25 protein-coding genes are annotated in these 25,193 nt (G+C 73.2%); 13 read left to right on the top strand and 12 right to left on the bottom strand.

Annotated features, from left to right (window positions below; all coding sequences use genetic code 11):
- Nucleotides 1-3,394 (bottom strand): WD40 repeat domain-containing serine/threonine-protein kinase (locus CXR44_RS13105; RefSeq protein WP_219601780.1); only part of this gene is annotated, 3,394 nt, incomplete at its 3' end.
- Nucleotides 3,395-3,646: 252 nt separating this feature from the next.
- On the opposite strand from CXR44_RS13105, the gene CXR44_RS13100 reads away from it, so the two are divergent.
- A complete protein-coding gene (locus CXR44_RS13100) occupies nucleotides 3,647-5,002 on the top strand; it encodes a TrkH family potassium uptake protein (RefSeq protein ID WP_101786060.1) in 1,356 nt (451 codons plus the stop codon).
- Between the two features lie 49 nt (nucleotides 5,003-5,051).
- Nucleotides 5,052-6,056, top strand: a complete 1,005-nt coding sequence (locus CXR44_RS13095) for a slipin family protein (protein ID WP_101786058.1) — start codon at nucleotides 5,052-5,054, stop codon at nucleotides 6,054-6,056.
- Here CXR44_RS13095 and CXR44_RS13090 read toward each other — a convergent pair.
- The gene (locus CXR44_RS13090; RefSeq protein ID WP_101786056.1) at nucleotides 6,053-7,564 is read right to left on the bottom strand and encodes a serine/threonine-protein kinase; all 1,512 of its coding nucleotides are present in this window, start codon (nucleotides 7,562-7,564) and stop codon (nucleotides 6,053-6,055) included. The genes CXR44_RS13095 and CXR44_RS13090 overlap by 4 nt on opposite strands.
- 284 nt (nucleotides 7,565-7,848) lie before the next feature.
- Here CXR44_RS13090 and CXR44_RS13085 point away from each other — a divergent pair, with 284 nt between their 5' ends.
- On the top strand, nucleotides 7,849-8,733 hold the full coding sequence (locus CXR44_RS13085; RefSeq protein ID WP_101786054.1) for a TIGR03619 family F420-dependent LLM class oxidoreductase: 885 nt from the start codon (nucleotides 7,849-7,851) through the stop codon (nucleotides 8,731-8,733).
- A 130-nt stretch (nucleotides 8,734-8,863) separates the two neighbouring features.
- Here the strand turns inward: CXR44_RS13085 and CXR44_RS13080 are convergent, their stop codons facing one another.
- Together CXR44_RS13080 and CXR44_RS13075 are read right to left on the bottom strand one after the other, a co-directional pair.
- Nucleotides 8,864-9,709, bottom strand: coding sequence for a cytochrome c biogenesis CcdA family protein (locus CXR44_RS13080; RefSeq protein WP_101786052.1), 846 nt, complete (start codon nucleotides 9,707-9,709; stop codon nucleotides 8,864-8,866).
- 25 nt (nucleotides 9,710-9,734) lie between these two features.
- Nucleotides 9,735-10,352, bottom strand: a complete 618-nt coding sequence (locus tag CXR44_RS13075) for a redoxin domain-containing protein (RefSeq protein ID WP_101786050.1) — start codon at nucleotides 10,350-10,352, stop codon at nucleotides 9,735-9,737.
- Between CXR44_RS13075 and CXR44_RS39405 the strand changes: the two genes are divergently transcribed.
- Nucleotides 10,353-10,502, top strand: a complete 150-nt coding sequence (locus CXR44_RS39405; RefSeq protein WP_180903373.1) for a hypothetical protein — start codon at nucleotides 10,353-10,355, stop codon at nucleotides 10,500-10,502. It begins immediately after the preceding gene.
- Between the two features lie 58 nt (nucleotides 10,503-10,560).
- On the opposite strand, the gene CXR44_RS13070 is transcribed toward CXR44_RS39405, so the two are convergent.
- On the bottom strand, nucleotides 10,561-11,232 hold the full coding sequence (locus tag CXR44_RS13070; RefSeq protein WP_101786048.1) for a hypothetical protein: 672 nt from the start codon (nucleotides 11,230-11,232) through the stop codon (nucleotides 10,561-10,563).
- Between the two features lie 14 nt (nucleotides 11,233-11,246).
- Nucleotides 11,247-11,657 carry a MerR family transcriptional regulator gene (locus CXR44_RS13065; RefSeq protein ID WP_101786046.1) on the bottom strand — a complete coding sequence of 137 codons (411 nt, stop codon included), beginning with the start codon at nucleotides 11,655-11,657 and terminating at the stop codon, nucleotides 11,247-11,249.
- A gap of 85 nt (nucleotides 11,658-11,742) precedes the next feature.
- On the opposite strand from CXR44_RS13065, the gene CXR44_RS13060 reads away from it, so the two are divergent.
- Entirely contained in the window at nucleotides 11,743-12,402 is a 660-nt protein-coding gene (locus CXR44_RS13060) for an SDR family NAD(P)-dependent oxidoreductase (protein WP_101786045.1), read from the top strand.
- 55 nt (nucleotides 12,403-12,457) lie between these two features.
- Here the strand turns inward: CXR44_RS13060 and CXR44_RS13055 are convergent, their stop codons facing one another.
- Nucleotides 12,458-13,330, bottom strand: coding sequence for an alpha/beta fold hydrolase (locus CXR44_RS13055; protein WP_101786043.1), 873 nt, complete (start codon nucleotides 13,328-13,330; stop codon nucleotides 12,458-12,460).
- 164 nt (nucleotides 13,331-13,494) lie between these two features.
- Nucleotides 13,495-14,469: an alpha/beta hydrolase gene (locus CXR44_RS13050; protein WP_101786041.1), complete on the bottom strand. Its 975-nt coding sequence runs from the start codon at nucleotides 14,467-14,469 to the stop codon at nucleotides 13,495-13,497.
- A 197-nt stretch (nucleotides 14,470-14,666) separates the two neighbouring features.
- Here CXR44_RS13050 and CXR44_RS13045 point away from each other — a divergent pair, with 197 nt between their 5' ends.
- Nucleotides 14,667-15,128, top strand: a complete 462-nt coding sequence (locus CXR44_RS13045) for a MarR family winged helix-turn-helix transcriptional regulator (RefSeq protein ID WP_101786039.1) — start codon at nucleotides 14,667-14,669, stop codon at nucleotides 15,126-15,128.
- 56 nt (nucleotides 15,129-15,184) lie between these two features.
- Here CXR44_RS13045 and CXR44_RS13040 read toward each other — a convergent pair whose 3' ends face one another.
- Together CXR44_RS13040 and CXR44_RS13035 are read right to left on the bottom strand one after the other, a co-directional pair.
- Nucleotides 15,185-15,376, bottom strand: coding sequence for a ferredoxin (locus tag CXR44_RS13040; RefSeq protein WP_101786037.1), 192 nt, complete (start codon nucleotides 15,374-15,376; stop codon nucleotides 15,185-15,187).
- Between the two features lie 34 nt (nucleotides 15,377-15,410).
- A complete protein-coding gene (locus CXR44_RS13035) occupies nucleotides 15,411-16,622 on the bottom strand; it encodes a cytochrome P450 (RefSeq protein ID WP_101786035.1) in 1,212 nt (403 codons plus the stop codon).
- A gap of 376 nt (nucleotides 16,623-16,998) precedes the next feature.
- Between CXR44_RS13035 and CXR44_RS13030 the strand changes: the two genes are divergently transcribed.
- The 7 genes from CXR44_RS13030 (at nucleotide 16,999) to CXR44_RS13000 (ending at nucleotide 22,724) form a co-directional block, all read left to right on the top strand.
- Complete coding sequence (locus CXR44_RS13030) at nucleotides 16,999-17,661, top strand: TetR/AcrR family transcriptional regulator (protein ID WP_101786033.1); 663 nt, start codon at nucleotides 16,999-17,001, stop codon at nucleotides 17,659-17,661.
- Between the two features lie 70 nt (nucleotides 17,662-17,731).
- The gene (locus CXR44_RS13025; protein WP_245899121.1) at nucleotides 17,732-18,715 is read left to right on the top strand and encodes an ABC transporter substrate-binding protein; all 984 of its coding nucleotides are present in this window, start codon (nucleotides 17,732-17,734) and stop codon (nucleotides 18,713-18,715) included.
- Nucleotides 18,712-19,488, top strand: coding sequence for an ABC transporter permease (locus CXR44_RS13020; RefSeq protein ID WP_101786031.1), 777 nt, complete (start codon nucleotides 18,712-18,714; stop codon nucleotides 19,486-19,488). Before CXR44_RS13025 ends, CXR44_RS13020 begins: the two co-directional genes overlap by 4 nt.
- Entirely contained in the window at nucleotides 19,485-20,258 is a 774-nt protein-coding gene (locus CXR44_RS13015; RefSeq protein ID WP_101786029.1) for an ABC transporter permease, read from the top strand. Before CXR44_RS13020 ends, CXR44_RS13015 begins: the two co-directional genes overlap by 4 nt.
- Before the next feature lie 17 nt (nucleotides 20,259-20,275).
- Nucleotides 20,276-21,280: a methyltransferase gene (locus CXR44_RS13010; protein WP_101786027.1), complete on the top strand. Its 1,005-nt coding sequence runs from the start codon at nucleotides 20,276-20,278 to the stop codon at nucleotides 21,278-21,280.
- Nucleotides 21,281-21,364: 84 nt separating this feature from the next.
- A complete protein-coding gene (locus CXR44_RS13005) occupies nucleotides 21,365-21,820 on the top strand; it encodes a PPOX class F420-dependent oxidoreductase (RefSeq protein WP_101786025.1) in 456 nt (151 codons plus the stop codon).
- 100 nt (nucleotides 21,821-21,920) lie between these two features.
- Nucleotides 21,921-22,724, top strand: coding sequence for an aminotransferase class IV family protein (locus CXR44_RS13000; protein ID WP_180903371.1), 804 nt, complete (start codon nucleotides 21,921-21,923; stop codon nucleotides 22,722-22,724).
- Nucleotides 22,725-22,749: 25 nt separating this feature from the next.
- Here CXR44_RS13000 and CXR44_RS12995 read toward each other — a convergent pair whose 3' ends face one another.
- Nucleotides 22,750-24,033: a serine hydrolase domain-containing protein gene (locus tag CXR44_RS12995; RefSeq protein WP_245899120.1), complete on the bottom strand. Its 1,284-nt coding sequence runs from the start codon at nucleotides 24,031-24,033 to the stop codon at nucleotides 22,750-22,752.
- Between the two features lie 114 nt (nucleotides 24,034-24,147).
- The gene (locus CXR44_RS12990; protein WP_219601803.1) at nucleotides 24,148-25,191 is read right to left on the bottom strand and encodes an LLM class flavin-dependent oxidoreductase; all 1,044 of its coding nucleotides are present in this window, start codon (nucleotides 25,189-25,191) and stop codon (nucleotides 24,148-24,150) included.
- Between the last annotated feature and the right edge of the window lie 2 nt (nucleotides 25,192-25,193).

The raw sequence follows: 25,193 nt of genomic DNA, 5'->3' as shown, positions 1-25,193 counted from the left end.
CCCCCCGCGCGGGTCGGGGGCGGGCCCGCCGGTACGGCAGGGCGGGCACGTGCGTCTCCCACTGGGCGGGGGTGAGCGGCCCGCCCGCGCGGGCGCAGACGGCGGCCAGGACCTTGGCCGGAGCCACCGGCTGTTCGCGGACCACCGCCTTGTCGTCCACCGTCAGGAGCGAGGACCCGTCGGCGGTGAAGGCCAGCGACCGGATCCAGCCTCCGCCGTCGGGTCCGGCCCCGCCGGTGTCCGGGTAGGCGCCGAGGCCGGTCTCGCTGTACGGGTCGAACAGCAGCACGCGGCCCTTGCCGCCGACCGCGACGACGTCCTCGGTGGGGGAGTAGGCGGCCGACATGCCGTCGGCCCCCCTGACGGCCGCGCCGAGGATGCGCCTGGTGGCGGCGTCCCAGAGCGTCACCCGTCCCCGGGAGTCCAGCACGACCAGTTCCTCGCCCGTGCGGGTGAAGAACACCCGCACGCCCTCGCCGCCGAACGGCGCCCCCACGCGCCTGCCCGTCGCCGCGTCGAGCAGCGACAGGCGGGGGCCGCTCAGCACGAGCGTGCGGCCGTCCGGCGAGAACGCCGCATCGGTGATCTCGCCCTGCTTCGCGCTCCAGAGCCGCCGCCGGCCGCGCCAGTCCCAGACCTGGGCGGCGTAGCGGCCGACCGATGTGCCGTCGTCGGGGGTACGCAGCACGACGGCCAGCCGCGCCCCGTCGGGGCTGAAGGCGGCCAGCAGCGGCTCCATACCGCCCGTGGCGGGCCGGAGTTCGGCGAGCGTGGCCCGCGACGGCACGTCGGCGACGCGGATCCGGTCGGGACGGAGGATCGCCAGCCGCCTGCCGTCGGCGGTGAAGGCGACGCTGTCGGTGGTCGGGAGGGCGCCCAGGTCGTCCCCGCCGCGTGCCTGGCGCAGTTTGGTGCCCTCCATGTCGGTGATCACGAGGTGGCGGCCGCCGGGGGCGAACGCCACCGCGGACGTGCTGGTGTCGTCCCGCGCGGCCAGGTCGGACAGGTCGACGGAGAAGACCCGGTCGTCGACGAGGTAGCGGTAGACACGGCCGTCGAAGAAGCCCACGGGGAGGTGGCTCTCGGACGAGTCGCCCCGCACGGGGACGGTGGTGAGCAGCCCCCGGTCCGCCAGGCGCCAGATCTGGATCTCCGTGGCGGAGGCCGAGGCGGCGAACCGGCCGTCCGCGCTGACCGCCACCGAGCCCTTGTTCCAGCCGCCGCGCTCGTTCGCGCCGTCCTGTTCTCCCAGTGGGACCTCGCGCTTCGTCCTGCGGTTGGTCAGGCGCAGCACGGTCTCGCGGGAGGTCATGTCCCATTCGCCCTTGGCATCGAGCCTGGACGGAATGGCGGCGCGGCTCCTGCTTCCGGTGGCGAGGTTCCACCGCACGGTGGGCCGGTCCCCCACGGACAGGACCGGGCCGCGCTCGTCGGCGAAGGAGATGAGGGGTGCGGTGTTGCGCAGGTCGAGGACGCGGTCGAAGTCCCACTTCATGTTCAGTCTGCCGTCGGCCGGGTCCCATGCCCGCATGCCCCTGTCGGTGACGGCCACCAGCACGCGGCCCGAAGGCGACAGCGCGGCGTCCGCGACCGTCTCCGCGCCGAGTCCCAGGTTACGGATTCCACCCACCCGCCGGCCCGTGCGCAGGTCCCACAGGCGCGCCGCGTTCTCGCCGACGCTCAGCAGCGTCCTGCCGTCCGCGCTCAGCCATCTGACCGTGCCGCCGTCCACGGCGGGATCCTTGAAGGCCGCGGTCTCGCGCTGCGCGAGGGAGGCGACCAGGCCCGCCCGGGTCTGCGGGGTGTGGTCCAGGCTCCACGCCGCCGCGCTGAGCCGCATCGCCAGCCTCGGATCCGTGCCGCGCGCCGCGTCGGCCAGCGCGGTCAGCCTGGTCGCCTCCGAGCGCCTCAGCTGCCTGCTGATCAGCGCGGCCCGCTCGTCGGCGACCATGCTCTGCTGGACGGCCAGGCCGCCGGCGACCAGCGAGATCACCAGCAGCCCCGCCAGGCTGAGCGAGACGAGCCTGCTCCTCCTCGCCCTGCGCCTGCTCACCCCGGCGGCCGCTTCGAGGAAGTCGCGTTCGGCGGGGGAGAGCGTGATGTTCCGGCGCGCGGTGGCCGCCCACTGCAGCGCGTTCTCCAGGCTGGAGCCGTGGAAGAGGTCGCCGTCCCTGCGACCCCCCGCGTCCCACTGCCGGGACGCGACCAGGATCTGGCGGTGGACGGCGAGGCCGTCCCGGTTGGTGTCGATCCACCGGCGGTATCTCGGCCAGGCGTGCGGCAGCGCGGGACGGGCCAGCCGGACCTCCTCGCCCTCGCGGGCGAGGAGGTAGCCGAACACCTTGAGGATCCTGGTGATGGCGGCCACCTCGGGCAGCGGCCTGCCCTCGACCAGCTCCGCCGTCGCGGCGTGCCGCAGGGACAGCTCGCCGCGCTCGTCCACGGTCACCAGGCGCAGGAAGACCTCCGGCGCCAGCTCCCGCTCCGCGGCGTCGAGCAGCGCGTAGGCGTCCTCGGCCAGCGCGCCCAGCGCCGGGTCCTCGGCGGTGACGACGACCCGGGCGGCCTCCTGCCCGCCTCTGGCCAGCAGCCCGGCGGTGCCGATGCCCGCTTCGCCGCTGACCAGCGCGAGCAGGAGCCCGCGCGCGTCGGGCCGCTGCGCGGGCTCCTTGCTGAGCGCGGCCGCGACCAGCGGGCGCAGCTGCGCGGGCAGCGCGCCGAGGTCGGGAGTGGACGACAGTACCCGGTGCATGACTCCGCCGAGACTGTCGGCCTGGAACGGGTCGGCGCCCGTCGCCGCGAAGAGCATGATCGCCCCCCAGGCGAACACGTCGGCGGACGCGCCGGCCCGCTGCCCGGTGAACACCTCGGGCGCCATGTAACTCGGCGTCCCCTTGACCAGTCCCGTGTCGGTGAGCGACATCTCCTCCGTTCTGGCGATGCCGAAGTCGATGACCCGGGGCCCGTCGGGGCCGAGCAGCACGTTGTCGGGCTTGAGGTCGCGGTGCACCACTCCTGCCTCGTGGATGGCGGTCAGCGCGGTCGCCACCGCGGTGGCCAGCCTGATCAGGTCGCCCCCCGCGAACCTGCGGCCGTCCGCGACGGCCTTGCGCAGGCTCGGCCCTTCCACGTACTCGCTGACGATGTACGGCCGCGGCCCGTCCAGCTCGGCGGCGATGACCTGGGCGGTGCAGAAGGAGGCGACCCGCTGGGCCGCCTCGGCCTCCCTGCCGAGCTGGGCGGTCTGGTCGCCGTGCAGCACCTTGATGGCGACCCGGCGGCCGTCCTCCGCGTACGCCTCGTACACCACGCCCTGGCCGCCCGCACCGAGCCGGGCGGCCAGCCAGTAGTCGCCGAGCCGTTGCGGGTCCCCGTCGATCAGCCCCGTCGCCATCCGCGTGCTCCCCCATCGTGATCTCTGTGGCATTTGATGCCGAAGTGGGGCACAAGGTTCAATCGGGCCGGACGGGGCAGGACGCCGGCCTGCGGGGCGCCCCGTCGGCGGCCGACGACGGGGCATCCTGGCGGGGAAGGGCCCGCCCGCCGCCGTCGAGGGACAGGGCCGCTGTTACCGTGGGCCCGCGTCGTGCCCGCGACGCCGCACCACGGGCGCGCGTCCACCGTGCCGCCTCCACAAGCAGGAGAAATGATCGTGGGGATGGCCTCAGCCCTGCTCCAGCGTTTCCAGCACCCGGCGCAGGTGATCGTCACCGGTTTCGGGGTCGCGGTGCTGCTCGGCACGGGGTTGCTGGCGCTGCCCGCCGCCACGGAGTCGGGCGAGCCGGCCGGCTGGCTGACCGCGCTGTTCACGGCCACGTCCGCGGTCTGCGTGACCGGGCTGGCGGTCGTGGACACCGGGACGCACTGGTCGTTCTTCGGCGAGGTGGTGATCGCCGGACTGATCCAGATCGGCGGGCTCGGGATCATGACCCTGGCGACGCTGTTCACCGTTCTGGTCTCCGGCCGGCTCGGCCTGCGCGCCCGGATCTTCGCGCAGGCCGAGACCAAGACGCTCAGCATGAGCGACGTCCGGCGCGTGGTGCGCAACGTGGTGCTGTTCAGCCTGGCCTGCGAGGCCGTCATCGCCGTCCTGCTCACGGGGCGTTTTCTGCTCGGTTATGGGGAGCCGTTCGGCCGGGCCGTCTACCTCGGGGCGTTCCACGCGGTGTCGGCGTTCAACAACGCCGGATTCGCGCTGTGGCCGGACAACCTGATGGGGTTCGTCACCGACCCGTGGATCTGCCTGCCGATCGCGGCGGCCGTGATCGTGGGCGGGCTCGGCTTCCCGGTGATGTTCGAGCTGTCCCGCGCCTGGCGGGATCCGAGCCGCTGGTCGGTGCTGACCCGCGTCACCGTGGCCGTCACGGTGATCCTGCTGGTGGCGGGCACGCTGGCGTTCCTGGTCACCGAGTGGCGCAACCCCGGGACGCTGGGGGCACTGGACGGAGGAGGCAAGCTGCTGGCGGCGTTCTTCACCGCCGTCATGCCGCGCACGGCCGGCTTCAACAGCCTGGACATCGCCGGCATGTACCCCTCCAGCTGGCTGGTGACCGACCTGCTGATGTTCGTCGGAGGCGGCAGCGCCGGCACGGCCGGCGGCATCAAGGTGACCACGTTCGGGCTGCTGGCGTTCGTCATCTGGGCGGAGATGCGCGGCGAGTCGGACGTGAACATCGGCCACCGCCGCCTGCCGCAGGCCGCGCAGCGCCAGGCCGTCTCGATCAGCCTCGTGAGCGTCGCCCTGGTCGCCGTCTCCACCTATCTGCTGCTCGTCCTCACCCCGCACGGCCTCGACCGGGTGCTGTTCGAGGTGGTGTCGGCGTTCGCGACGGTCGGGCTGTCCACCGGCATCACCGCCGACACCGGCCCGGCCGGTCAGGTGCTGCTGGTGCTGCTCATGTTCGTCGGCAGGACCGGCCCGCTGACGCTGGGGTCGGCGCTGGCGCTGAAGGACCGGACCCGCCGCTACCAGCTTCCCGAGGAGCGGGTCATCGTCGGGTGACCCATGGAGGTGTTCCAGGAACTAGGCTCGGAGACGAAGGGACACCGTCATGGACATCAACATCGTGCTCCCTGTCCTAGCCTTCCTCGTCCTCCTGGTGGCGCTCGCCGGAGTGAGAGTCGTCAACCAGGTCGAACGAGGTGTCGTCTTCCGCTTCGGCAGGGCCCAGCCGCAGATCAGACAGCCCGGACTCAGGCTTCTCATCCCCGTCGTCGACCAGATGCGCAAGGTCAACGTCCAGATCGTCACCATGCCCATCCCGACGCAGGAGGGCATCACGCGCGACAACGTCTCCGTCAAGGTCGACGCGGTGGCCTACTTCAGGGTGCAGGATCCGATGCGGGCCGCGGTCGAGGTGCAGAACTACCTGTTCGCCGTCGAGCAGGTGGCGCAGACCTCGCTGCGTTCGATCATCGGCAAGAGCGAGCTGGACGACCTCCTCACCAACCGCGAGGAGCTGAACAAGGGCCTCGCCTTGATGATCGACAGCCCCGCCCTCGGCTGGGGCATCCACATCGACCGGGTCGAGATCAAGGACGTCCAGCTTCCGGAGGCCATGAAGCGCTCCATGTCACGCCAGGCCGAGGCCGAACGCGAGCGCCGGTCGCGGGTGATCGTGGCGGACGGTGAGCTGCGCGCCGCCCAGAAGCTCGCCGACGCCTCGGGCATCATGTCGCAGACGCCCGGCGCGCTGCAGTTGCGCCTGCTGCAGACCGTGGTGGAGGTCGCCGCCGAGAAGAACTCCACCCTGATCATGCCGCTACCGGTCGAGCTGCTGCGCTTCTTCGACCGTGCCCTGCAGGCCGGCGCGGGCATCGCACCCGCCGGAGCCGCCGCTGGACAAACCGGACCTGCCGGACCCGCCGCCGGACTCGAAGCCGGACCCGCCGCCGGACTCGAAGCCGGACCCGCCACCGGACCCGCCACCGGACCCGCCACCGGACCCGGACTCGAAGCCGGGCCCGCCGGAGCAGCCGCCCTCGCCGCCGGAGCCGGGCCCGCAGTCGAGCAGTCGTTGGTCGAGGAGCCGCCGCGCGAGAGGGCGGAACGCTAGCGGTACTTCAGAAGGGCCTTCTCGACGAGTCCGGCCGCCCGGTCGGCGGTGGCGTAGCCGGGCCGCCCCGCCGTGACGGTGAGGTTCACCCAGACGTTGGCCACCCGGAAGGAGATCTTCGTGTCGTAGAGCGTGCGTCCCCAGGAGAAGGGCGACTTCCCGGTGTGGCTGAACGCCTCGTCGCCGACGTCCGGTCCCTCGCGCACCTTGGTCCCCGCGGTGCGCCTCGGCTCGTCCTTCATGAAGGAGACGGTCTGCTCGTGGATCATGGCGGCTGTCGAGACGCTCGGCGAGCGCATCGCGCTGAGGCTCAGGAGGGTGCCGTCCCGTCCCCGCCAGGAGCAGTTGGAGGCGACCAGGAACCGGCGCTCCATCGTGCCGCCGAACAACGTGCGCATCTGGCGGCCGGTCAGCAGGTCGCACGCCTCGAAGTCGCGGCTGATCAGCTGCGGCGTGGCCGTGGGCGAGCTCGGGACCGGGCGCGGCGAGTAGGTGGGCGGGGAGTAGGTGGGCGGGGACGCGAGCGCGAAGCCGAGCAGGCGGATCACGCCCGGGAACATCTGGGGCACGAGCGCCACACCCGTCGCCATGACCAGGACCACCGCCAGCGCGGCGCCCACCATGACCTGACGCCGGACGCGGCGAGGCGGGCGGCCGAGCTTGATCCGCTTCCGCGACGAGGCGATGCCCGTCGTGGCGTCTCCTCGCGCGACGGCGTCCAGCCAGCCGGCCGCCTCCTCGACGGAGCAGCGGCGCGCCGGGTCCTTCTCCAGCATCGCGGCCAGCACGGGCGTGAGCGGCCCGGCCAGCCGGAAGGGGGCGTGGTCCTGCATCAGAACGGCGGCCAGCACGGCCGCCTGGTTCGGGCCGGAGAAGGGTGGACCGCCTTCCACCGCCGTGAACAGCGTGGCGCCGAGTGACCACAGGTCGGCGAGCGGGCCGTCGGCCTCCCCGCGCAGGCGCTCCGGGGCCATGTAGCCGGGCGAGCCGGTCAGCATCCCCGTCTGCGTGATCCCGGCGTCTCCGGCGATGGTCGCGATGCCGAAGTCGGTCAGCAGCACCCGCCCGTCGCCGGTCAGCATGACGTTGGCGGGTTTGACGTCGCGGTGCAGGATGCCCGCGGCGTGGGCGGCCGTGAGAGCGTCGATCATCCTCAGGCCGATCTCGGCGACCCGGGGAGGCGGCAGGGGCCCGTCGTCGCGTACGGCCCGGTCGAGGGAACGGCCACGGACGAGCTCCATGACGATCCACGGCCGCCCGCCGTCGAGGACGACGTCGTGCACGGTCACGATGGACGGGTGGGACCGCAGCGCCGCGGCGGCGCGCGCCTCACGGAGCGTGCGTTCGGCCAGCTCCACGCGCGATGCCTCGTCGAGGTCCGGCGGCAGCCGGATCTCCTTCACGGCCACCTCCTGCCGGAGGAGCTCGTCGGTCGCCCGCCACACGGTGCCCATGCCGCCCTGGCCGAGCGTGGCCAGCAGCCGGTAGCGGCCGGCGAGCAGCGTCACCGCGCCGTCGCCGGCATCTCGGACTCCCCGGTCATCCGTCGCCTCCTGTGGATCTCCGGCTCGGCGCAGGCGCCTCAGATAGTAAAGGGAAAGGGTCGCGGGCGTCAGAGGCAACCGTCAAGACGGGCCCCGGGGGCCCCAGGTGCTCCGGCCGGCCGCGCCCGGCAGCCGCCCGGGCGATCCGGCTCCGGCCGCCTGTTGCCTTGACGCCGGTGACAAGGTTCTAGCATCGCGGCGTCGGCCGGTGGCAGGCCGATTCCCGGCATGCGACCGAAGGAACGGCGATGAGGTTCGGAATCACCTACAGCACGCCCTACTACGGGATCGACCCCGACAGAATCGCGACCTTCGCCAGGCTGGCCGAGGCGTGCGGCTTCGAGTCGCTGTACGTGCCCGAGCACATCGTGCTGTACCCGGGCGCCACCGTGGGGCCGTACGAGATACCGCCGTCGCTGCCGTACGCCGATCCGCTCGACTGCCTGACCTTCGTCGCCGCGGCCACGGAACGGATCCTGCTCGGCACCGGGGTGCTGCTGCTGCCGTACCACCATCCGGTGATCCTCGCCAAGCGGCTGGCCACGATCGACGTGCTGTCCAGGGGCAGGATGCGGCTGCTGACGGCAGGGCTGGGAGCCCTGCCGGGGGAGGCCCGGGCGGTCGGGGTCGACTTCGCCGGCCGGGGCCGCCGCGCCGACGAGGCGATCGACGTGCTCCGGCTGCTCTGGGCCGGCGGCGAGGAGGGTGTCAGCTTCACGGGAGAGTTCTTCTCCTTCGACGACCTGTGCTCCTTCCCCAAGCCCCACCAGACCACGCGGCTGCCCATCCACATCGGGGGTTCGAGCCGGGCCGCCGCCCGCCGGGCCGGGCGGCTCGGCGACGGCTACTTCCCCGGCGGCGCGCTCCACCCGGACGAGCGGGCCGTCCAGTGGGAGCTCGTCCGGGCGAGCGCCGCGGCGGCCGGGCGGGACCCGGAGGCGCTGGAGTACACCCGCTTCGGGTCCATCGACATGGACGTCGAACGGGTCGAGGAACTCGCCGCGCAAGGGGTGACCCGCATCGTGGTGAACGCCACCGCCACGGAGCCGGACCTGCAGCGCGAGGAGCTGTCGGCGTTCGCCCGGCGCTTCGGCCTCGTCGATGACGGGACCCGGCGGCCGGGCGTGCGGTGACCGGACGCGGCCAGGCGTCCGGCGATCGGGCGCCTCGCGGCAGCTTCAGCAGCACGAAACCGGCTCCGACGCCGAGGACGGTCAGCTTCCCCTCGGGCCAGTGGATGTGCGTCCGCCGAAGGCGCGGATGTCAGTAGCGCCCGGCGGATCTGAGACGGCGCAGCCCGAGCGTGGCCGCGACGAGAACGGCCAGCGCGAGGGCGATCCAGGTCACGCCGACGCTCTGCAGCCAGCCGGTGACGGCGCCCTGGACGGCGGTCGCCGCGCCGATGACCGGGTCCTCGGTGGCGGCGCCGGAGAAGACGCGCAGCTCGTACCAGCCGTAGTAGGCGACATAGGCCCCGGCCAGGACGAGCAGGGCGCCGCTGATCCTCGACACGTACGGCAGCAGCCGCCGCAGCCGGGCGACGGCCGCCGCCCGGGCCAGCGCCACCGCGAGCGAGAGCAGCGCCACGACCAGGCCCATGCCGACCCCGTACGCGACGAACACCGCCATCCCGCCGAGCACGCCGTCGCTGGTCAACGCGGCCGAGGTGATCGCCAGGAAGGGCCCGGCGGTGCACGACAGGGAGGCCACCGCGTACGACAGGCCGTAGCCGTACAGGGAGATCGGCGAGGCGGTGACCCGTCCGGTCGCCAGGCCGGGCGTGCGCACCAGCAGCTCGCGGCCGCTCAGCAGCCAGACGCCCAGCCCGAGCAGGGCCACGCCGATGACGACCGTGACCCACGGCAGGTAGCGGCCGACCGAGACGGCCAAAGGGGTGATGACGAGCCCGAACAGGCCGAACACGGTGACGAACCCGGCGGTCATCGCGGCTGACAGCCCCAGCGCCCGCCTGACGGGGCCGCTGCGGGAGGGACCCTCGTCGGAGATCAGCAGCGTGAGGTAGGCGGGGAGCATGGCGAACCCGCACGGGTTGAAGGCGGCCACCAGGCCGGCCGCCAGGGCCAGCGCGAGCGGCAGGTCGGCGCTCATCTGGACGACTCCGGCATCGGCGGCGCTACCCGGCCTGGAGCTTCCGCAGGTGCCCGGTCAGGGCGGCCTCGTCGAGCGGGCCCGACGCCTTCTCGGTCGAGCCGTCCGGCTTCATGAAGACGAACGTGGACTGTGCGCTGACGCCCAGCCTGGTCCACACGGCGCCCTTGGCGTCGGACAACTGGACGATGTTCCCGGTGCCGGTGCGCTGCACGAACTCCTTCATCGCCGCCTCGGTGTCCAGGCCCGCGACCCCCACGAAGGTCACGTCCTTGTGGCGGCCGGCGGCGGCCCTGACGGCGGGGGCCTCCGACCGGCACTTGGTGCACCACGGCGCCCAGAACCAGAAGACCACCGGCTTGCCCGCCAGGCCGGCGCCGTGGAAGGCGTCACCGTTCAGGGTGGTGGCGGTGAACTTCAGCGCCGCCGGTACGGTGGCCGGCGTCGTGACCGGCGCGGTGGCCGGTGGCGCGGCCGGGGTGCTGGCCGGTGCGGTGGGAGCGGTCACCTGGCCGGCCGGGGACGGCGCCTTGCCGTCCATCGGACCGGCCGCCCCGTCCCCCGGGGCGGCCCCGCACGCGGTCAGCAGCAGTGTCGCGGACAGGGTGACAGCCGCGATCCTGGTCTCGCGAATGGTGATCATGTGACCAGCGTAGGCGTGGAACGGCCGCCTGGACCTTACGAGGCGATGACCTTCCCGCCCGGCGCCCCCGCCTGGCCGAGCGTGGCCAGGAAGCGGGCCAGCAGGGGGCTGGTGTCGCCGGCCCGCCAGACGAGGTGGAGCGGGGCGTGAAGCGCAGGCGCGACCGGGCGCGTGCCGGCGCCCGCCGGTGTTCTCGGTCCGGACGAGCTCAGGGCGATCCGGCAGGAGCGGTGATCTCGGTGAGGGCGGCCATCGCTCGGGAGGCGCTGTGCCGTACGTGGGGGTCGCGGTCGTCGAGGTGGGCGGCCACGGACTCGACGAGGGCCGGGGCGATGGCGCGCAACGCCAGCACGGCCCCGGCGATGGCCGCCTCGGCCACCTCCTCGTCCCAGTCCTCGTCCGAGTCCCCGTCCCAGTCCTCGTCCGAGTCCCCGTCCTCGTCGTCTTCGTCGCCCTCCTCCAGGGCGAACATCCGCTCCGCGAGGGCGGCGACGTCCGGCTCGCGGCCCTGCGGGTGGGCCGCGGCGCGGAGTTCCTCTTCCGGGACACCCGGCTGGGCCGCCTCGGCCACCTCGGTGAGGAAGCCGAGCAGGAGCGCGCGAAGCGGCATGTCCCCGAGTCCGTCACCGGCGGTGACGGGCCGGGCCGTGCGCGGGTCGGGCAGCAGGCCCGCCACCACCAGGGCCGCCGGCGGGGTCACCGTCCAGGGCGTGCCCTGGTGGATCACCGCGCTCCGCAGATGAGCCACGGCGGCGCCCCGCGCTGCCTCGTCGTCCCCGACCAGCGCCCGCAGGTGGCCCGGCGTGTCCGAGGCCATGCCGTAGGCGTGGAACAGCTTCGACCAGTCGACCTCGGCGACGGCCGCCCATCCTGTCCGCATGCCGGGATTGTGCCCTAGCGTGACCATGGTTCGGCCGGCGGGGTGGACGCGGCGTCCGGTGCCGTGACGGTGTCGCGGCTCGTCCCGGCGATCGCGTCCAGTGACCGCTGGGCGGCCCGCAGCCGGCTGATCGTGTCGGTGATGCGGGCACGTTCGCGCGCGAGGTCCGTGACGACGGCCGGGCAGCCGGACGAGACCACCCGGCCGTCCTCCTCGCTGACGCAGTGCAGGATCCGGCCGATGACCACGGTCGGAAGTCCGGCGGCGAGCAGCGCCCGGATGCTGCGCACCCGGGCGACGTCCGCGTCGGCGTACTCGCGGTAGCCGTTGACCGACCGCGCCGGAGTCAGGAGGCCCTGCTCCTCGTAGTAACGCAGCAGCCGCCGGTTCACCCCGGTCTCCTGAGCCAGGTCCCCGATGCGCATGCGGACTCTTCCCCTTGACCCTCACACGGATGTGACCCCTTACCGTCGCCAGTATCGCGGATGACGGAACGTGAGGAGACGGCACATGGCAGGCGCAGTGGTCATCGGGGCGGGCCCGGGGATCGGGCGGGCGGTGGCGGTCCGGTTCGCCAGGGAAGGGCTGCCGATCGCCCTGATCGCGCGTACCGGCCGGACCCTGCGCGCCGCGGCCGAGGCGGTCGCGTCGCACGGGGTGCCGGTCGTCACGGCGGCGGCCGACAGCACCGACCGGGACGCGCTGGGCGCCGCCCTGGACGAGGCCGTCCGTGCGCACGGCGTGCCCGACGTCGTCGTGTACAACGCGGCGCTCATCCAGGCCGACGCGCCGGGTGAGCTGTCGGTTCGCGGTCACATGGAGGCCTGGGCGGTCAACGTGATCGGCGCGCTCGACGCCGCCGCCCACATCGCGCCCGCCATGGCGGCCCGCGGCGGCGGCACGTTCCTCGTCACCGGCGGCATGCCCGAGCCCAAGCCCGAGTACGTGAGCCTCTCGCTGGGCAAGGCCGGGGTCCGGACGCTGGTCACGCTCCTGGACCAGACGTACGGACCTGCCGGAGTCCACGTGGCGAGCGTCACCGTGGCCGGCCCGGTCGCCCCCGGCACGGCCTTCGACCCCGACGACATCGCCGAGCACTACTGGCGGCTGCACGTCCAGCCGCGGCACCGGTGGGAGCGGGAGGCCCTGCACGACGGCGGCTCACGGTGACTGCCCCGGCGGCTGCGGACCCCGCTTCCGGGGCGGCGAACCCGGGCCGCAGGATTCAGCGGGTCTCGCGGGCGGCGCGGCGGATGAGGTCGGTGACCGCCTCCGGCTCGGAGACCGACACCGCGTGCGACGCGCCTTCGAGGGTGACGGTCCGGGCGCCGGCGCGCTCGGCCATCCACCGCTGGGCCTCGGCCGGGATGTTGTTGTCCTTGCCGGTGATCAGCGCGTACGAGCGGATGTCCTTCCACGCGGCCCCGGTCGCCTTCTCCTCCAGGGCGAGGGTGGCGACCGGTCGCTGGGCGGCCGCCATGACCGCGGCGGTGGCGGCGGGCACGTCGGCGGCGAACTGCCGGTGGAACCGGTCCTGCCTGATGGTCAGCTCGGTGCCGGTGCCGCCGCCCGGCAGGGGATAGGCAGCCGGGTTCAGGGTCTCGCCCAGGGTGCTGCCGGGGAACTTGCCGGCCAGCTCGCCGGCGCTCTCCCCGGCGTCCGGGATGAACGCGGCGATGTAGACGAGCGCCTTGACGTCCGGATCGCCGGCGGCGGCCTGGCTGATCACCGAGCCGCCGTAGGAGTGGCCGGTCAGGATGACGGGCCCCGGCACGGTGTCGAGGACGCTGCGCAGGTAGGCGGCGTCACCGCTCAGCCCGCGCAGCGGGTTGGCCACGGCGACGACGGGGTAGCCGTCGTCGCGCAGCCGCCGGATGACGCCGGACCAGCTGGAGGCGTCGGCGAAGGCGCCGTGGACGAGCACGACGGTCGGCTTGGCCCCGCCCGTGCCGGCCTGCTGCGCGGCGGCGGCACTGCTGCTCGTCGCGGTGGCGGCGAGCAGCGAACCGGCCACGATCGGGGCCAGGGCCACGGTGGCGAGGGTGCGGACGGCCGAGCGGGCGCCGGCGGTCGAGCGGGTGCGGGCGGAACGGGACATGAGGTCCTCCTTGCAGGTCGGATGGCGGGCGTGCGGCCGGCGCGGGGGTACGGCACGGCCCGCGGTATGTGGCCCGGCGCGGGTGCGGGGCGCGGCGTGCGGTCCGGTGCCGGTGCGGTGCGCCGGGCGGGTCAGCTCGGGTGCAGGGCGGTGCGCCGGGCGGGTCAGCTCGGGTGCAGGGCGCTGCGCAGGGTGCCGACGGCCTGGTCGATGGCGGCCTGGGTGCCCCGCATCCCGCGGAGGGGGTTGAGCATCACGAAGTCGTGGATGACGCCGAGGTAGCGGGTGGCGACGACGGGGACGCCGGCGGCGCGCAGCTTGGCGGCGTAGGCCTCGCCCTCGTCCCGCAGGACGTCGGCCTCGGCGGTGATGACGAGGGCCGGCGGCAGCCCGGCGAGCTGCTCGGTGGTCGCCCGCAACGGGGAGGCGGTGATCTGGGCCCGCTCGCGCTCGTCGGTGGTGTACTGGTCCCAGAACCACCGCATGCCGTCGCGGCGCAGGAAGTAGCCCTCGGCGAACTGGTGGTAGGAGCCGGTGTCGAAGGCGGCGTCGGTGACCGGGTAGAACAGCACCTGCTGGACCAGCGGCACGTCCCCGCGTTCCTTGGCTATCAGCGTCAGGGCGATGGCCATGTTGCCGCCGACGGAGTCGCCGGCCACGGCCATGCGGGACGCGTCGAGGCCCTTGCCGGCGCCCTCGGCGACCACCCAGCGGGCGACCGCGTAGTTCTGCTCGACGGCGACCGGGTAGCGCTGCTCGGGCGAGCGGTCGTACTCGGGGAAGACCACGGCGGCACCGGCGCCGACGGCGAGCTCGCGCACCAGGCGGTCGTGCGTGTGGGCGTTGCCGAAGACCCATCCGGCGCCGTGGATGTAGACGACGACCGGGAGGGGGCCGGTGGCTCCCTTCGGCTTGACGATGCGCGCCCGGACCGATCCGGTCGGGCCTCCCTCGACCGTCACCCACTCCTCGTCGACCTCGGGCTTGGCGATCGGGCCGGACTGGGCCTCGTCCACCGCGGCCCGGCCCTCGGCCACCGGCAGCTCGAACAGGAACGGCGGGGTGGAGGTGGCCTGGACGAACGCGGCGGCGGCCGGCTCCAGGACGGGGGACTGGGGTGTCTGCTGCTGGGACGTCATCGATGCTCCTCGGTCAGGGGGAGCGGCGGCACCGCTCTCCTCGTGCCGGAGACACTAGCGCACGATTATATCGTGCACAACTTAATTTGGTAAAAGCAGCTTGCGGGCTTGTAAACAGGAGGTATCGTGGACGGCGAGACGATCACGGCGCCTCTCGCCGGAGAGAGCACGGAGAGGGCGACCAGGAAGAAGGCCTCATGCCATCCACCCGAGCCGAGGCGCACGAAGAGGAGTTCCTGCGCCTGGACGAGTTCCTGTGCTTCGTGCTGTACTCCGCGCACCGCGCGGTGACGAACGCCTACCGTCCGCTGCTCGACGAGTTCGGCCTGACCTATCCCCAGTACCTGGTGCTGGTGGCCCTGTACGAGAACGGCCGGTCCTCGGTCAAGGGGCTCGGCGCCACGCTCAACCTCGACTACGGGACGCTGACGCCGCTGCTCAAACGCCTGGAGGCCAACGGGCTGGTGCTGCGCCGGCGCAGCACCGACGACGAGCGGCAGGTGACGGTGTCGCTCACCGAGGAGGGCGCCGCCCTGCGCCGCCGCGCCGCCTCCCTGGTGCCCGCCCTCGATGAGATCATGGGGCTGGCCGGTGCGGAGATGGAGCAGCTCAAGACGCTGCTGCGGACTCTCACCGCCAACATCGCCGCGCGGGCCTGAGACGGCCCACGCGGGCGGGGGCGGCCGTCCCGGGCGACCGCCCCGCGCCGGATCCCCTACCGCACCCCGATGGCGGCGGCGGGGCAGACGGCGGCGGCCTCGCGGACGGCGGCGTGGTGCTCCTCGGCCGGTTCGGGCGAGAGCAGGACGACGACGCCGTCGTCGTCGCGCTGGTCGAACACCTCCGGTGCGAGCAGCACGCACTGGCCGGCGCCGCAGCACTTCTCCTCGTCGACGGTCACGTTCATGTCGGGCTCCTCGTGGTCGATCCGGCGGTCGGGGTCACCAGCGGACGGGGACCGTGGCGAGGCCGCCGACGGCCAGCCCCTCCACGCGCTCCAGCTCCGCCACCGGCACGGCCAGTTCCAGGGAGGGCAGCCTGCGCAGCAGCACCTCCAGCACGACCTGCAGCTCGGTACGGGCCAGCGCCTGGCCGAGGCAGGAGTGCGCGCCGGCGCCGAAGGCCAGGTGCGGGTTCGGGCTGCGGCGCAGGTCCATCTCGCCGGCGGCGTCGAAGACGTCCTCGTCCCGGTTGGCCGCCGCCATGCTGCACACCACGGTCGTGCCGCGCGGCAGGACGGTGCCGCTGACCTCGGTCTCCTCGCGCAGGTAGCGGGGCAGGCCGAAGCCGGAGTTGCTGTCGAGGCGCAGCGACTCCTCCACCGCCGTGCGGATCAGCGACGGGTCCGCCAGCAGGCTCTCCCAGCGGGTCCGGTCGGCCAGCAGCATGGCGACCATCTTGCCGATCATGTTGGCGGTGGTCTCGTGCCCGGCGACCAGCAGGCCCATCCCGGTGACCAGGATCTGCAGGTCGGACAGCCCGCCGTCCTCGGGGCCGCCGACCGCGATCAGCTCGCTCAGCAGGTCCTCGCCCGGTTCCCGCCGCTTGGCCGCGAGGAGGTCGGACATGTACGCGAAGAACTCGCCCTGGGCCGCCTCGATCTCGTCCTGGCCGTAGCGGGTGAGGTTGAGCAGCGTGTCCGACCAGTACGAGAACCGCTCCCGGTCGTCGGCCGGCACGCCGAGCATCTCGCAGATCACGAACACGGGCAGCGGGAAGCCCAGGCCCGCCTTGAGGTCGGCGGGAGCGCCCCGCTCGACCAGCTCGTCGACGAGGTCCTCGGCGATCCGGGCCATCCGGGGGCGCAGAGCGGCCATCCGCTTGGCGGTGAACCACCTGCCGACCAACCGCCGCCAGTGCTGGTGCTCCTCCCCGCCATCGGGGATGATCTGCGCGAACTCACCGCTGAACACGCTTCCCCCCTCCGCCGACAGCCGGGCCGCGTCGGGCGCGGTGAGCCGGCGGGTGAAGCGCGGGTCGGCGAGCACGGCCCTGACGTCGTCGTAACGGGTCAGCAGCGTCGCCTGGTCGCCGCTGGGCAGCCTGACGTGGGCCACCGGGCACGTGCTGCGCAGCTCGGCCCACTCGGCGGGCGGGTCCAGCGCCGCGTCGTTGGGGATCGGGTAGTCCAGGACCTGGTCACGGACACTCATGTGCATCTCCTTGGGAAGCCGCCGGTGGGCGGGAAGGTCACGCTGAGGTCAGGGCGGGGCCGGCAGCCAGGACCGCAGGAGCCGCTGCCGCCGGATGCGGGCCTGCCTGGGCATGTTCCAGCCGGCCACGCCGGTGACCTCGCCGCCCTCGCGATGGACGGCGACGAAGCTGCCCTGGTCCGGGTCGCCTGCCGGTCGGCGCCGAGGATGTCGGCCTTCTGGGCGGTGGCGTCACGAGGTGGCACCCGGCGGGAGCGCGACCGCTCGGCCTGGACTCGTCCGCCATGCGTGGTGATCCTTTCGGTCGTCCAACCGCCACGTTAGCTTACATATGCAAGATATCTGACATGTGTAAGTTGCGGGTAAACTCGCAGATGTGGCAACGACCAGGCGCGGCACCACGCCGTCGAGCGACCGGCGGGTGCGCCGCACGCGCACGGCCCTGGCGCGGGCGCTGATCGAGCTCGTCGAGGACCGCGAGCTGTCCCGGATCAGCGTGTCCGACGTCGCCGAACGCGCCGGGGTGAGCCGCACCGCCTTCTACGACCACTACCGGGACGTGCACGAGCTGGCCGAGGACGCCTGCACCGCGATGATCGACGGTCTCATCCGGTCCCTGCCGGCTCCCGACCTCGACGCGGAAGACCTCAAGCGGGAGGTGACCCTGTCGCTCCAGGCCTTCTTCGCCAGCCTCGCCCAGCACGCGGGGCTCTACCGCAGCCTGCTGGGGCCGCGGGGGAGCGCACCCGTCGCCGACCACGTCCGCCGCCGGTGCACCGCCGCCATCCACCACCACGTGCGTCACGCCACCGCCGGCGGCGACCTGACGCCGTACGTCGACGCGGAGCTCGACGTCCCCCACGACGTTCCCGCCGCGTTCACCGCCGGCGCCCTGCTGGGCGTGGCCAACGACTGGCTGCAGCGCGGCTGCCCCCGGTCCCCGGCCGAGATGGCCACCCTGACCTGGCCCCTCTTCAGCGCCCTCTACCCGCTCCATGCCGAGCCCCGCTCCGAGAGCGACCGGCCCCTGCCTTTTTGATCATTCCTCGGGTACGCTCGCGCCAAGTGCACGTGTCTCGTTCTCCCCCACACCTCCCAGGAGAAGACCCATGGCACGCCTACCGCACGGTCGCGTACTCGCCGCCGGCATCGCCGTCGTCCTCGCACTCGCCGGCTGCGGCGCGGGCGGCGAGCCGGCCGGACCGCCGGGCGGCGGCAAGGGCCTGGAGAAGAGCACCATCAAGGTCGGGGCCCTGCCCATCCCGGACCCCGTGTCGCTCCACCTCGCCCTGGCCAAGGGCTACTTCGCGGAGGAGGGGTTGACGGTCGAGCCCGTCACGATCACCGGCGGCGCCGCCGCGCTCCCGCAGATCGAGAGCGGCGCTCTGGACATCTCCCAGACCAACTACGTCTCGACGTTCATGGCCGTCAGCCGGGGCAAGAAGATCAAACTCGTCGCGGACATGTACCAGGCGGCTCCCGGCGCCTTCACCATCATGGTGCCCAAGGACTCCCCGATCACGACGGTGGCCGATCTGAAGGGCAGAACCGTCCTGGTCAACAACCTCCGCAACATCGCCACCCTGGCCGTGGCGACGCGGCTCAGGGCGGCCGGGCTCAGTGAGACGGACGTCAGGTTCGCCGAGAAGCCGTTCCCCGAGATGGGCAACGCCATCGCCGCCGGGCAGGCCGACGCGGGCTGGATCACCGAGCCGTTCATCACCGCGAACAAGGGCCTCGGCTTCCGCACGCTCGCCGACACGATGACGGGCCCGACGGCGGAGCTGCCGATCGCGGGCTGGATGGCCACGGACGAGTGGACGCGCAAGCACCCGAGAACGCTGGCCGCCTTCCAGCGGGCCATCGCCAAGGCACAGCGGCTCGCGTCGAGCGACCGCAAGGAGATCGAGGCGATCCTCCCGACGTACACCAAGATCGACGCGAGGACCGCCGCCGCGATCACTCTGGGCACCTACCCGAGCCGGCTGGACGCGGCCCGGCTGAAGAAGGTGGCCGACCTCATGCTCGAGTACAAGTACCTCACCAGCCCGATCGACGTGCAGTCGGTCATCGCGGCTCCCCCCGGCGGATGATCGGTGCGCGAGCGCTCCGCGGGGCCGCGGGCGTCGCGGGGTTCCTCGCCGCGGGGGAGCTGGTCATCCGCTTCGGCCTGGGCGCGGACCTCGTCTTCCCGCCGCCGTCGGCCGTCCTCGCCGGGGCCGTGTCCCTCCTCGCGGACGGCGGCTTCCTGGCCGGGGCCGCCGCCACGCTCACGAACTGGGCACTCGGCCTGCTGACCGCGATAGCGGTCGCCGTGCCCGCGGGCGTGCTGCTCGGCGCGCTGCCGCCGGTCGAGCGCGCCGTCATGCCGGTGCTGGAGTTCCTGCGCCCCATCCCGTCCGTGGCCATCATCCCGCTCGCCATCCTGCTCATCCCGGTGGACGAGCTGATGAAGGTGTCGGTCATCGTGTACGCCGCCGTCTGGCCGATCCTGATCAACACCCTCTACGGCATGCACGACGTCGACCCGCTGGCCAAGGACTCCCTGCGCAGCTTCGGCTTCGGCGCGGCGGCCGTGCTGGCCCGGGTGAGCCTGCCGAGCGCCGCCCCGTTCATCGCGACAGGGGTCAGGATCGCCGCGGGCGTCGCGCTCGTCCTGGCCGTCAGCGCCGAGCTGCTGGCCGGGGGAGCCGCCGGCATCGGGGTCTACGTGCTGCAGGCGAGCGGCGGCAACCGGACGGACCTCATCATGGCGGCGACGCTCTGGGCAGGGGTGTTCGGCGTGCTCGCGAACCTCGCCCTGCTGGCGGGAGAACGCCGCCTGTTCCGCTGGCACCGGGTGCGGGCGGGAGCCCTGGCGTCGTGAACGCCGTCGCCCGGTTCTGGGTCGTCCCCGTCGCGCTCGCGGTGTGGGAGATCGTCACGCGGCGGCTGGCGGACACCGACTTCCCCCCGCCGACGACGATCGTCGCCCGCATGCACGAGCTGTGGTTCTCCGGCCCCGTCTCCCGGGCCTTCCTCACCGACGACGCCGTCGCCGGGCTGCTGCCGAGCCTCGGCCGCATGTTCGGCGGCTGGGTCCTGGCCGCCGTGCTCGGCGTCGCGCTGGGCGTGCTGCTCGGGCGCTCGCGGACGGCGGCCGAGTACGCGGACCCGCTGATCGAGTTCGGCCGGGCCGTCCCCCCGCCGTTGCTGCTGCCGCTGTTCCTCGTGCTGACGCGGGGCGGCCTGGCCATGCAGCTGGCCACGATCGCGTTCGGCGTCGTCTGGCCCGTGCTGCTCAACACCATCGACGGGGTCGGCGCGGTGGACCGCACCTACACCGACACGGCCACGGTCTTCCGGCTGTCGAGAGCGCAGTGCCTGCGGATGGTCGTCCTCCCCGCCGCCGCGCCGAAGATCTTCGCCGGGCTGCGGCTGAGCCTGTCGCTCGCGCTGATCCTCATGGTCATCTCGGAGCTGTTCGGCGGCACCGACGGCATCGGCTACCAGCTGCTGCAGGCCCAGCGCGGCTTCGACGGCGCCGGGGTCTGGGCCGCGATCGCCCTGCTCGGCGTGCTCGGTTACCTCGTCAACTCGCTGTTCGTGCTGGCCGAGCGGCGCCTGCTCGGCTGGCACCGGCAGGCGACCTCGTGATCCACCGGGAAGGACTCATGTCGCACTCCGATGACCTCCTCTGGGGAGCCGTGGCCGGCATCTCCCGTTTCGCCGCCCTGCTGACGATGGCGGAGCTGGGCCTGGCCGACCACCTGGCACACGGCCCCCTCGACACCGGCGAGCTGGCCCGGCGCTGCGGCGCGCACGCGCCGTCGCTGCGCAGGGTCCTGCGCGAGCTGGCCGCCATGGACGTGGTCCGCCCCGCCGGGCGGGACGGCTACGACCTCACCGCGAAGGGCGTCGCGCTGCGCTCCGACGTCCCCGACTCGGTCCGCTCCGCGATCCGCATGCTGGGCGAGGAGGGCTTCTGGTACGCCATGGGCAACCTCCCCGCCACGGTGCGGCACGGCAGCTCCGCCTTCGTGGAACGGTACGGCCACCTCTACGACCACTTCGCGGCCAGCCCCGCGGTGAGCGGCGTGTTCGACGACTACATGAGACGCCGCGCCGTGCCGTTCACCGAGGGGCTGGTGGAGCGGTACGCCTTCCCCGCCACCGCGACCATGGTGGACGTGGCCGGCGGCAAGGGCCACATCCTCGCCCGGGTCCTGCGCGCCAACCCGGACATGCGCGGCATCCTGTTCGACCTGGAGCACGTGGCCGGGCGGGCCGCCGAGACGCTGGCCGCGGAGGGGCTGTCGGACCGGGCGGAGGTCGTCCCGGGAGACTTCTTCGTCTCGGTCCCGGCCGGCGGCGACGTGTACCTGCTGGCCAGCGTCCTGCACAACTGGGACGACGCCGACGCCGTCAGGATCCTCCGCAACGTCCGCCGGGCCATGAAGCCCGACGGCCGCGTCCTGGTGCTGGAGGTGGTGCTGCCCGACGACCAGGCGCCGCACCTGGGCAAGGACCTCGACATGCGCATGCTGGCGATCTTCAACGGCGGCGTCGAGCGCAGCCGCGACGAGTACGCGGCCGTGGTCCGTCAGGCGGATCTGGCGCTGCGCGCCGTCGTCGAGCTGGGCTCGGGCGCGAGCCTCATCGAGGCCGGCCCCCGGTAGCCGGTCGCGCGGCGGACCTCCGGCGGCCGTACGCCGACTCGGGTGGGAACGTGGACCGGACGACTCCGGAAAGGGAACGACACGATGCAGCAGTCAGACGGCGACACCACGGCCACCGGCGCGTTCGACCCGCGCGCGTTGCTGGCGGGGAGCCGCCTCGGGATCCTCGCGACCATCAAGGCGGACGGCCGCCCGCAGCTCTCCCCCGTCATGCCCTTCTACGACCAGGAGGCCGATGTCATCTACGTCTCGACCAGCGCGGGAGCCGCCAAGACCGCCAATCTGCGCCGGGACCCGCGGGCCGCGCTGGAGGTGACCAGCCCCGACGGCTGGGCATGGGCCACGGCCGAGGGCACGGTGACGCTCACCGGCCCGGGCGCCGATCCGCACGGCCCCGAGGTCGAGGCCCTGGTCGACTACTACCGCCGCGCCGCCGGGGAGCACCCGGACTGGGAGGAGTACCGGTCGGTGATGGTGTCCGACCGCCGGGTGCTGATGGCGATGACGGTCGATCACGTGTACGGGGCCCGGATCGGCTGACGGCGCTCCGGCCGGGGTTGACCTTGTCATTGATGTCAAGCCCTAACGTCCCTCACGAGCGACATCCGTGTTCGATCGGGACTGCTGGAGCGAGTGAGACATGACCTCTTTTGTTGTGCGGCGCGGTGGCCAGGTGGCGACCGCCGCCGAGTTGGCGCCGCTCGCCTTCGCGGGCTATGCCCACTTCACCGCCATGCAGGTGCGTGGGCGGCGGGTCCGAGGCCTCGACCTGCACCTGGAGCGGCTCCGGTCCGCCTCGGTGGAGCTGTTCGGCACGGCGGTGCCCGACGAGCGGGTGCTGGCGTACCTGCGGGCGGCGATCGAGGCCGGACCGGAGGACCTCTCGCTGACGGCCACCGTGTACTCGACGGCGGGGGAGTTCACCGTGGCCGGGCCTGATGCGGAGGTGGAGGTGCTGGTCCGCACCGGGCCGGCGGCGTCCGGTCCCCGGGGGCCGCTGGCGCTGTCGGCGGTCGGGCACGAACGGGTCCTGCCGGCCGTCAAGCACGTGGGCGAGGTGGCCAAGACGTACTATCTCCGCCAGGCCGTCGCCCAGGGCTTCGACGACGCCGCGTTCGTGGACCGCCGCGGCAGGCTGACGGAGGGTTCGATCTGGAACCTGGCCTTCTGGGACGGCGCCGCGGTGGTGTGGCCGGAGGGCGAGATGCTCGGCGGGACCACGATGGGGATCGTCCGGCGGCAACTCGACCGCCTCGGCGTCGCGCAGCGCGTCCAGGACGTCACGCCGGCCGACCTGCCGGCGTTGGCCGGGGCGGTGGTGATGAACTCGTGGACGCCGGGGGTGGCGGTCCACCGGATCGGCGACACGCCGCTGCCCGAGGCGCCGGCCTTCGTGGAGCTGCTGCACCGGGCCTACGAGGCCGAACCGCTGATCTCGCCGTGACGGGCGGCTCCCGGTGCGGCGGAGCTCAGCCGGCGGCCTGGTAGGCCGTCGTCCAGAAGTCGCGGATGAGCCGGGGCGTGTCCTGGGAGTCCTGCGCGGTCTGGGTGAGCAGGATGCCGACGAGGTCCTCGGCCGGGTCGGCGTGGACGCTCGTGCCCAGGCCGCCGTCCCAGCCGAACTGCCCCGGCGAGGCGAGGTCGCGGCGGTGGGTGCGGACGGCCATGCCGAAACCGTAGCCGCCGTGCCGGCCGAAGTGGTCGCCGAAGGCGTCCTTCTCCGCCTTCTGCTCCGGCGTGAGCCGGTCGCTCGTCATCAGCTCGACGGAGGCGCGCGACAGGATCCGCTCGCCGTCCAGCGTGCCCTTGTTCAGCAGCATCCGGTAGAAGGCGTGGTAGTCGTCGGCGGTCGACACCAGGCCGTCGCCGCCGGCCGCGAACACCGGAGGCCGGCTGTACTTGCCGCCCGCGGCCTCGTCCCACACCACCAGCTCCCCGGTCGCGGGGTCGTGGGCGTAGCTGACCGGCAGCCGGTGGATCTGGTGCTCGGGCACGTGGAAGCCGGTGTCCTTCATGCCGAGCGGCTCGAAGATCCGCTCGCGCAGGAACGACGCGAACGGCTGTCCCGCCACCCTCGCGACGAGCACGCCGAGCACGTCGGAGCCGGTGTGGTACTGCCACAGCTCGCCGGGCTGGCGCATCAGCGGGAGCTCGCCCAGCCGCCTCATCCACTCGTCCGGGCCGAACGCCGGGGAGGTGGTGTCGAGTCCCAGCTCCCGGATCGCGACCTGGATGGGGTACGCGTCCGGCGGCGCGAGCACGGCCCCGAAGCCGAAGGTGAAGGTGAGCAGGTCGCGCAGGGTGATCGGCCGGTGCGCCGGCACGGTCTCCTCCAGAGGGGCGTCGATGCGCGTCAGCACCCTGCGGTCGGCGAGCTCGGGCAGCCACGGGTCGACGGGGTCGTCCAGCCGCAGCCGGCACTCCTCGACGAGGATCATCGCGGCGGCGGCCGTGACGGGCTTGGTGGCGGAGGCCATGCGGAAGATGGTGTCCCTGCCCATGGGCTCGCCGCCGCCGGCCGTCATGGTGCCCATGACCTCGACGTGCGTGTCACCGCCCCGGCTGACGAGGGCGACCAGGCCGGGGATCGCACCGGACTCGACGGGGCGGGCCAGCACCTGGCGCATCCGGTCCAGCCCGGCGGGGGTCAGACCGCGGGGGGTGGCGTGGTGCTCGTCGCATCTCCCCTGAGTGGACCAGCCTCCCTTGGCGTCCCAGCTTCCGGTCATGTCCCAGGTGGTGCTCTTCGGCATGGTCTCGTCCCTTCCGGCCGGGCGTGACCACCACGCCCTGTGCGCACACTGTACTCATTAGAGAACAGTGTATGCAAGCGGGTGCGATCACCCTCCCCGGCGGCCCGGCGGCCGTCAGTGGGCGGGATGGAGCGTGCCGGGTGAGCGCAACTCCATGGCCTCGGCCGTCAGGCGGGCGGAGCGCAGGCGGTCCGCCACGGAGGTCGTCTGGTGGGCGACGATGAGCTCGTCCGCGTCCGCGTGCGCCGCGAACCCGACGAGGTACTCCCTGACCGCCGCCGGCGCGCCGAGCGCCGTGTACTGGAGGTTGTGGTGCACGAGCCGCCCCTGGGGCGAGGCGAGGATCTGGTCGGCCTCCTCGTCGGTGTAGGAGCGGCCCCGGCCGAGGAGCGTCCTGACCCACTGGCGCTTGAGCGTCAGGAACTGCTGCTGCGCCTCGGCCTCGGTGTCCGCCGCGATGACGTTGGCGGCGGCGATGACGTAGGGGCGGTCGAGCTGGTCGGAGGGCCGGAACTCGCTCCGGTAGACCGCGACCGCGTCCCGCAGGGCGTCCGGCGCGAAGTGGGAGGCGAAGGCGTACGGCAGCCCGAGCGCGGCCGCGAGCCGGGCCCCGAACAGAGAGGACCCGAGGATGTAGAGGGGGACCTCGGTGCCCTTGCCCGGCGTGGCGTCGACGCCCGGGATCAGGCTTTTCCCGGCCAGGTAGCCGCGCAGTTCCTGGACGTCCTCGGGGAAGGCGTCCGCCGCGTGCGGGTCACGGCGCAGGGCGCGCAGCGTCTTCTGGTCCGTGCCGGGAGCCCGGCCGAGGCCGAGGTCGATCCGGCCCGGGTGCAGCGTCTCCAGGGTGCCGAACTGCTCGGCGATCGTCAGTGGCGCGTGGTTCGGCAGCATGATGCCGCCGGAGCCGAGGCGGATGGTGGTCGTCCGGCTCGCGACGTGGGCGATGAGCACGCTGGTGGCCGAGGAGGCGATCCGGGGCATGTTGTGGTGCTCGGCGTACCAGACGCGCCGGTATCCGTGGGTCTCGGCGACCTGCGCGAGCGCCACGCTCCCCTGCAGGCTCTGCGCGGTCGTCTCGCCGGGGCCGATGGTGGCCAGGTCGAGGATGGAGAGGGGAAGGGTCACTGGTTCGGGCCTTTCGCGACGTGCGCCTACCATGC

Origin of the sequence: Nonomuraea indica (assembly GCF_002850745.1) — a bacterium.
In the GTDB taxonomy this organism is placed as follows: Bacteria; Actinomycetota; Actinomycetes; order Streptosporangiales; family Streptosporangiaceae; genus Nonomuraea; species Nonomuraea indica.
This window is presented reverse-complemented; position numbering and strand designations above follow the sequence as displayed.

What these genes read in the sequence shown, in the direction of transcription:
- CXR44_RS13100 (WP_101786060.1), top strand. Translation starts at nt 3,647, where the DNA reads ATGATCGTGGGGATGGCCTCAGCCCTGCTCCAGCGTTTCCAGCACCCG.
- CXR44_RS13095 (WP_101786058.1), top strand. Translation starts at nt 5,052, where the DNA reads ATGGACATCAACATCGTGCTCCCTGTCCTAGCCTTCCTCGTCCTCCTG.
- CXR44_RS13085 (WP_101786054.1), top strand. Translation starts at nt 7,849, where the DNA reads ATGAGGTTCGGAATCACCTACAGCACGCCCTACTACGGGATCGACCCC.
- CXR44_RS13080 (WP_101786052.1), bottom strand. Translation starts at nt 9,709, where the DNA reads ATGAGCGCCGACCTGCCGCTCGCGCTGGCCCTGGCGGCCGGCCTGGTG.
- CXR44_RS13075 (WP_101786050.1), bottom strand. Translation starts at nt 10,352, where the DNA reads ATGATCACCATTCGCGAGACCAGGATCGCGGCTGTCACCCTGTCCGCG.
- CXR44_RS13070 (WP_101786048.1), bottom strand. Translation starts at nt 11,232, where the DNA reads ATGCGGACAGGATGGGCGGCCGTCGCCGAGGTCGACTGGTCGAAGCTG.
- CXR44_RS13065 (WP_101786046.1), bottom strand. Translation starts at nt 11,657, where the DNA reads ATGCGCATCGGGGACCTGGCTCAGGAGACCGGGGTGAACCGGCGGCTG.
- CXR44_RS13060 (WP_101786045.1), top strand. Translation starts at nt 11,743, where the DNA reads ATGGCAGGCGCAGTGGTCATCGGGGCGGGCCCGGGGATCGGGCGGGCG.
- CXR44_RS13055 (WP_101786043.1), bottom strand. Translation starts at nt 13,330, where the DNA reads ATGTCCCGTTCCGCCCGCACCCGCTCGACCGCCGGCGCCCGCTCGGCC.
- CXR44_RS13050 (WP_101786041.1), bottom strand. Translation starts at nt 14,469, where the DNA reads ATGACGTCCCAGCAGCAGACACCCCAGTCCCCCGTCCTGGAGCCGGCC.
- CXR44_RS13045 (WP_101786039.1), top strand. Translation starts at nt 14,667, where the DNA reads ATGCCATCCACCCGAGCCGAGGCGCACGAAGAGGAGTTCCTGCGCCTG.
- CXR44_RS13040 (WP_101786037.1), bottom strand. Translation starts at nt 15,376, where the DNA reads ATGAACGTGACCGTCGACGAGGAGAAGTGCTGCGGCGCCGGCCAGTGC.
- CXR44_RS13035 (WP_101786035.1), bottom strand. Translation starts at nt 16,622, where the DNA reads ATGAGTGTCCGTGACCAGGTCCTGGACTACCCGATCCCCAACGACGCG.
- CXR44_RS13025 (WP_245899121.1), top strand. Translation starts at nt 17,732, where the DNA reads ATGGCACGCCTACCGCACGGTCGCGTACTCGCCGCCGGCATCGCCGTC.
- CXR44_RS13020 (WP_101786031.1), top strand. Translation starts at nt 18,712, where the DNA reads ATGATCGGTGCGCGAGCGCTCCGCGGGGCCGCGGGCGTCGCGGGGTTC.
- CXR44_RS13010 (WP_101786027.1), top strand. Translation starts at nt 20,276, where the DNA reads ATGTCGCACTCCGATGACCTCCTCTGGGGAGCCGTGGCCGGCATCTCC.
- CXR44_RS13005 (WP_101786025.1), top strand. Translation starts at nt 21,365, where the DNA reads ATGCAGCAGTCAGACGGCGACACCACGGCCACCGGCGCGTTCGACCCG.
- CXR44_RS13000 (WP_180903371.1), top strand. Translation starts at nt 21,921, where the DNA reads ATGACCTCTTTTGTTGTGCGGCGCGGTGGCCAGGTGGCGACCGCCGCC.
- CXR44_RS12995 (WP_245899120.1), bottom strand. Translation starts at nt 24,033, where the DNA reads ATGCCGAAGAGCACCACCTGGGACATGACCGGAAGCTGGGACGCCAAG.
- CXR44_RS12990 (WP_219601803.1), bottom strand. Translation starts at nt 25,191, where the DNA reads ATGGTAGGCGCACGTCGCGAAAGGCCCGAACCAGTGACCCTTCCCCTC.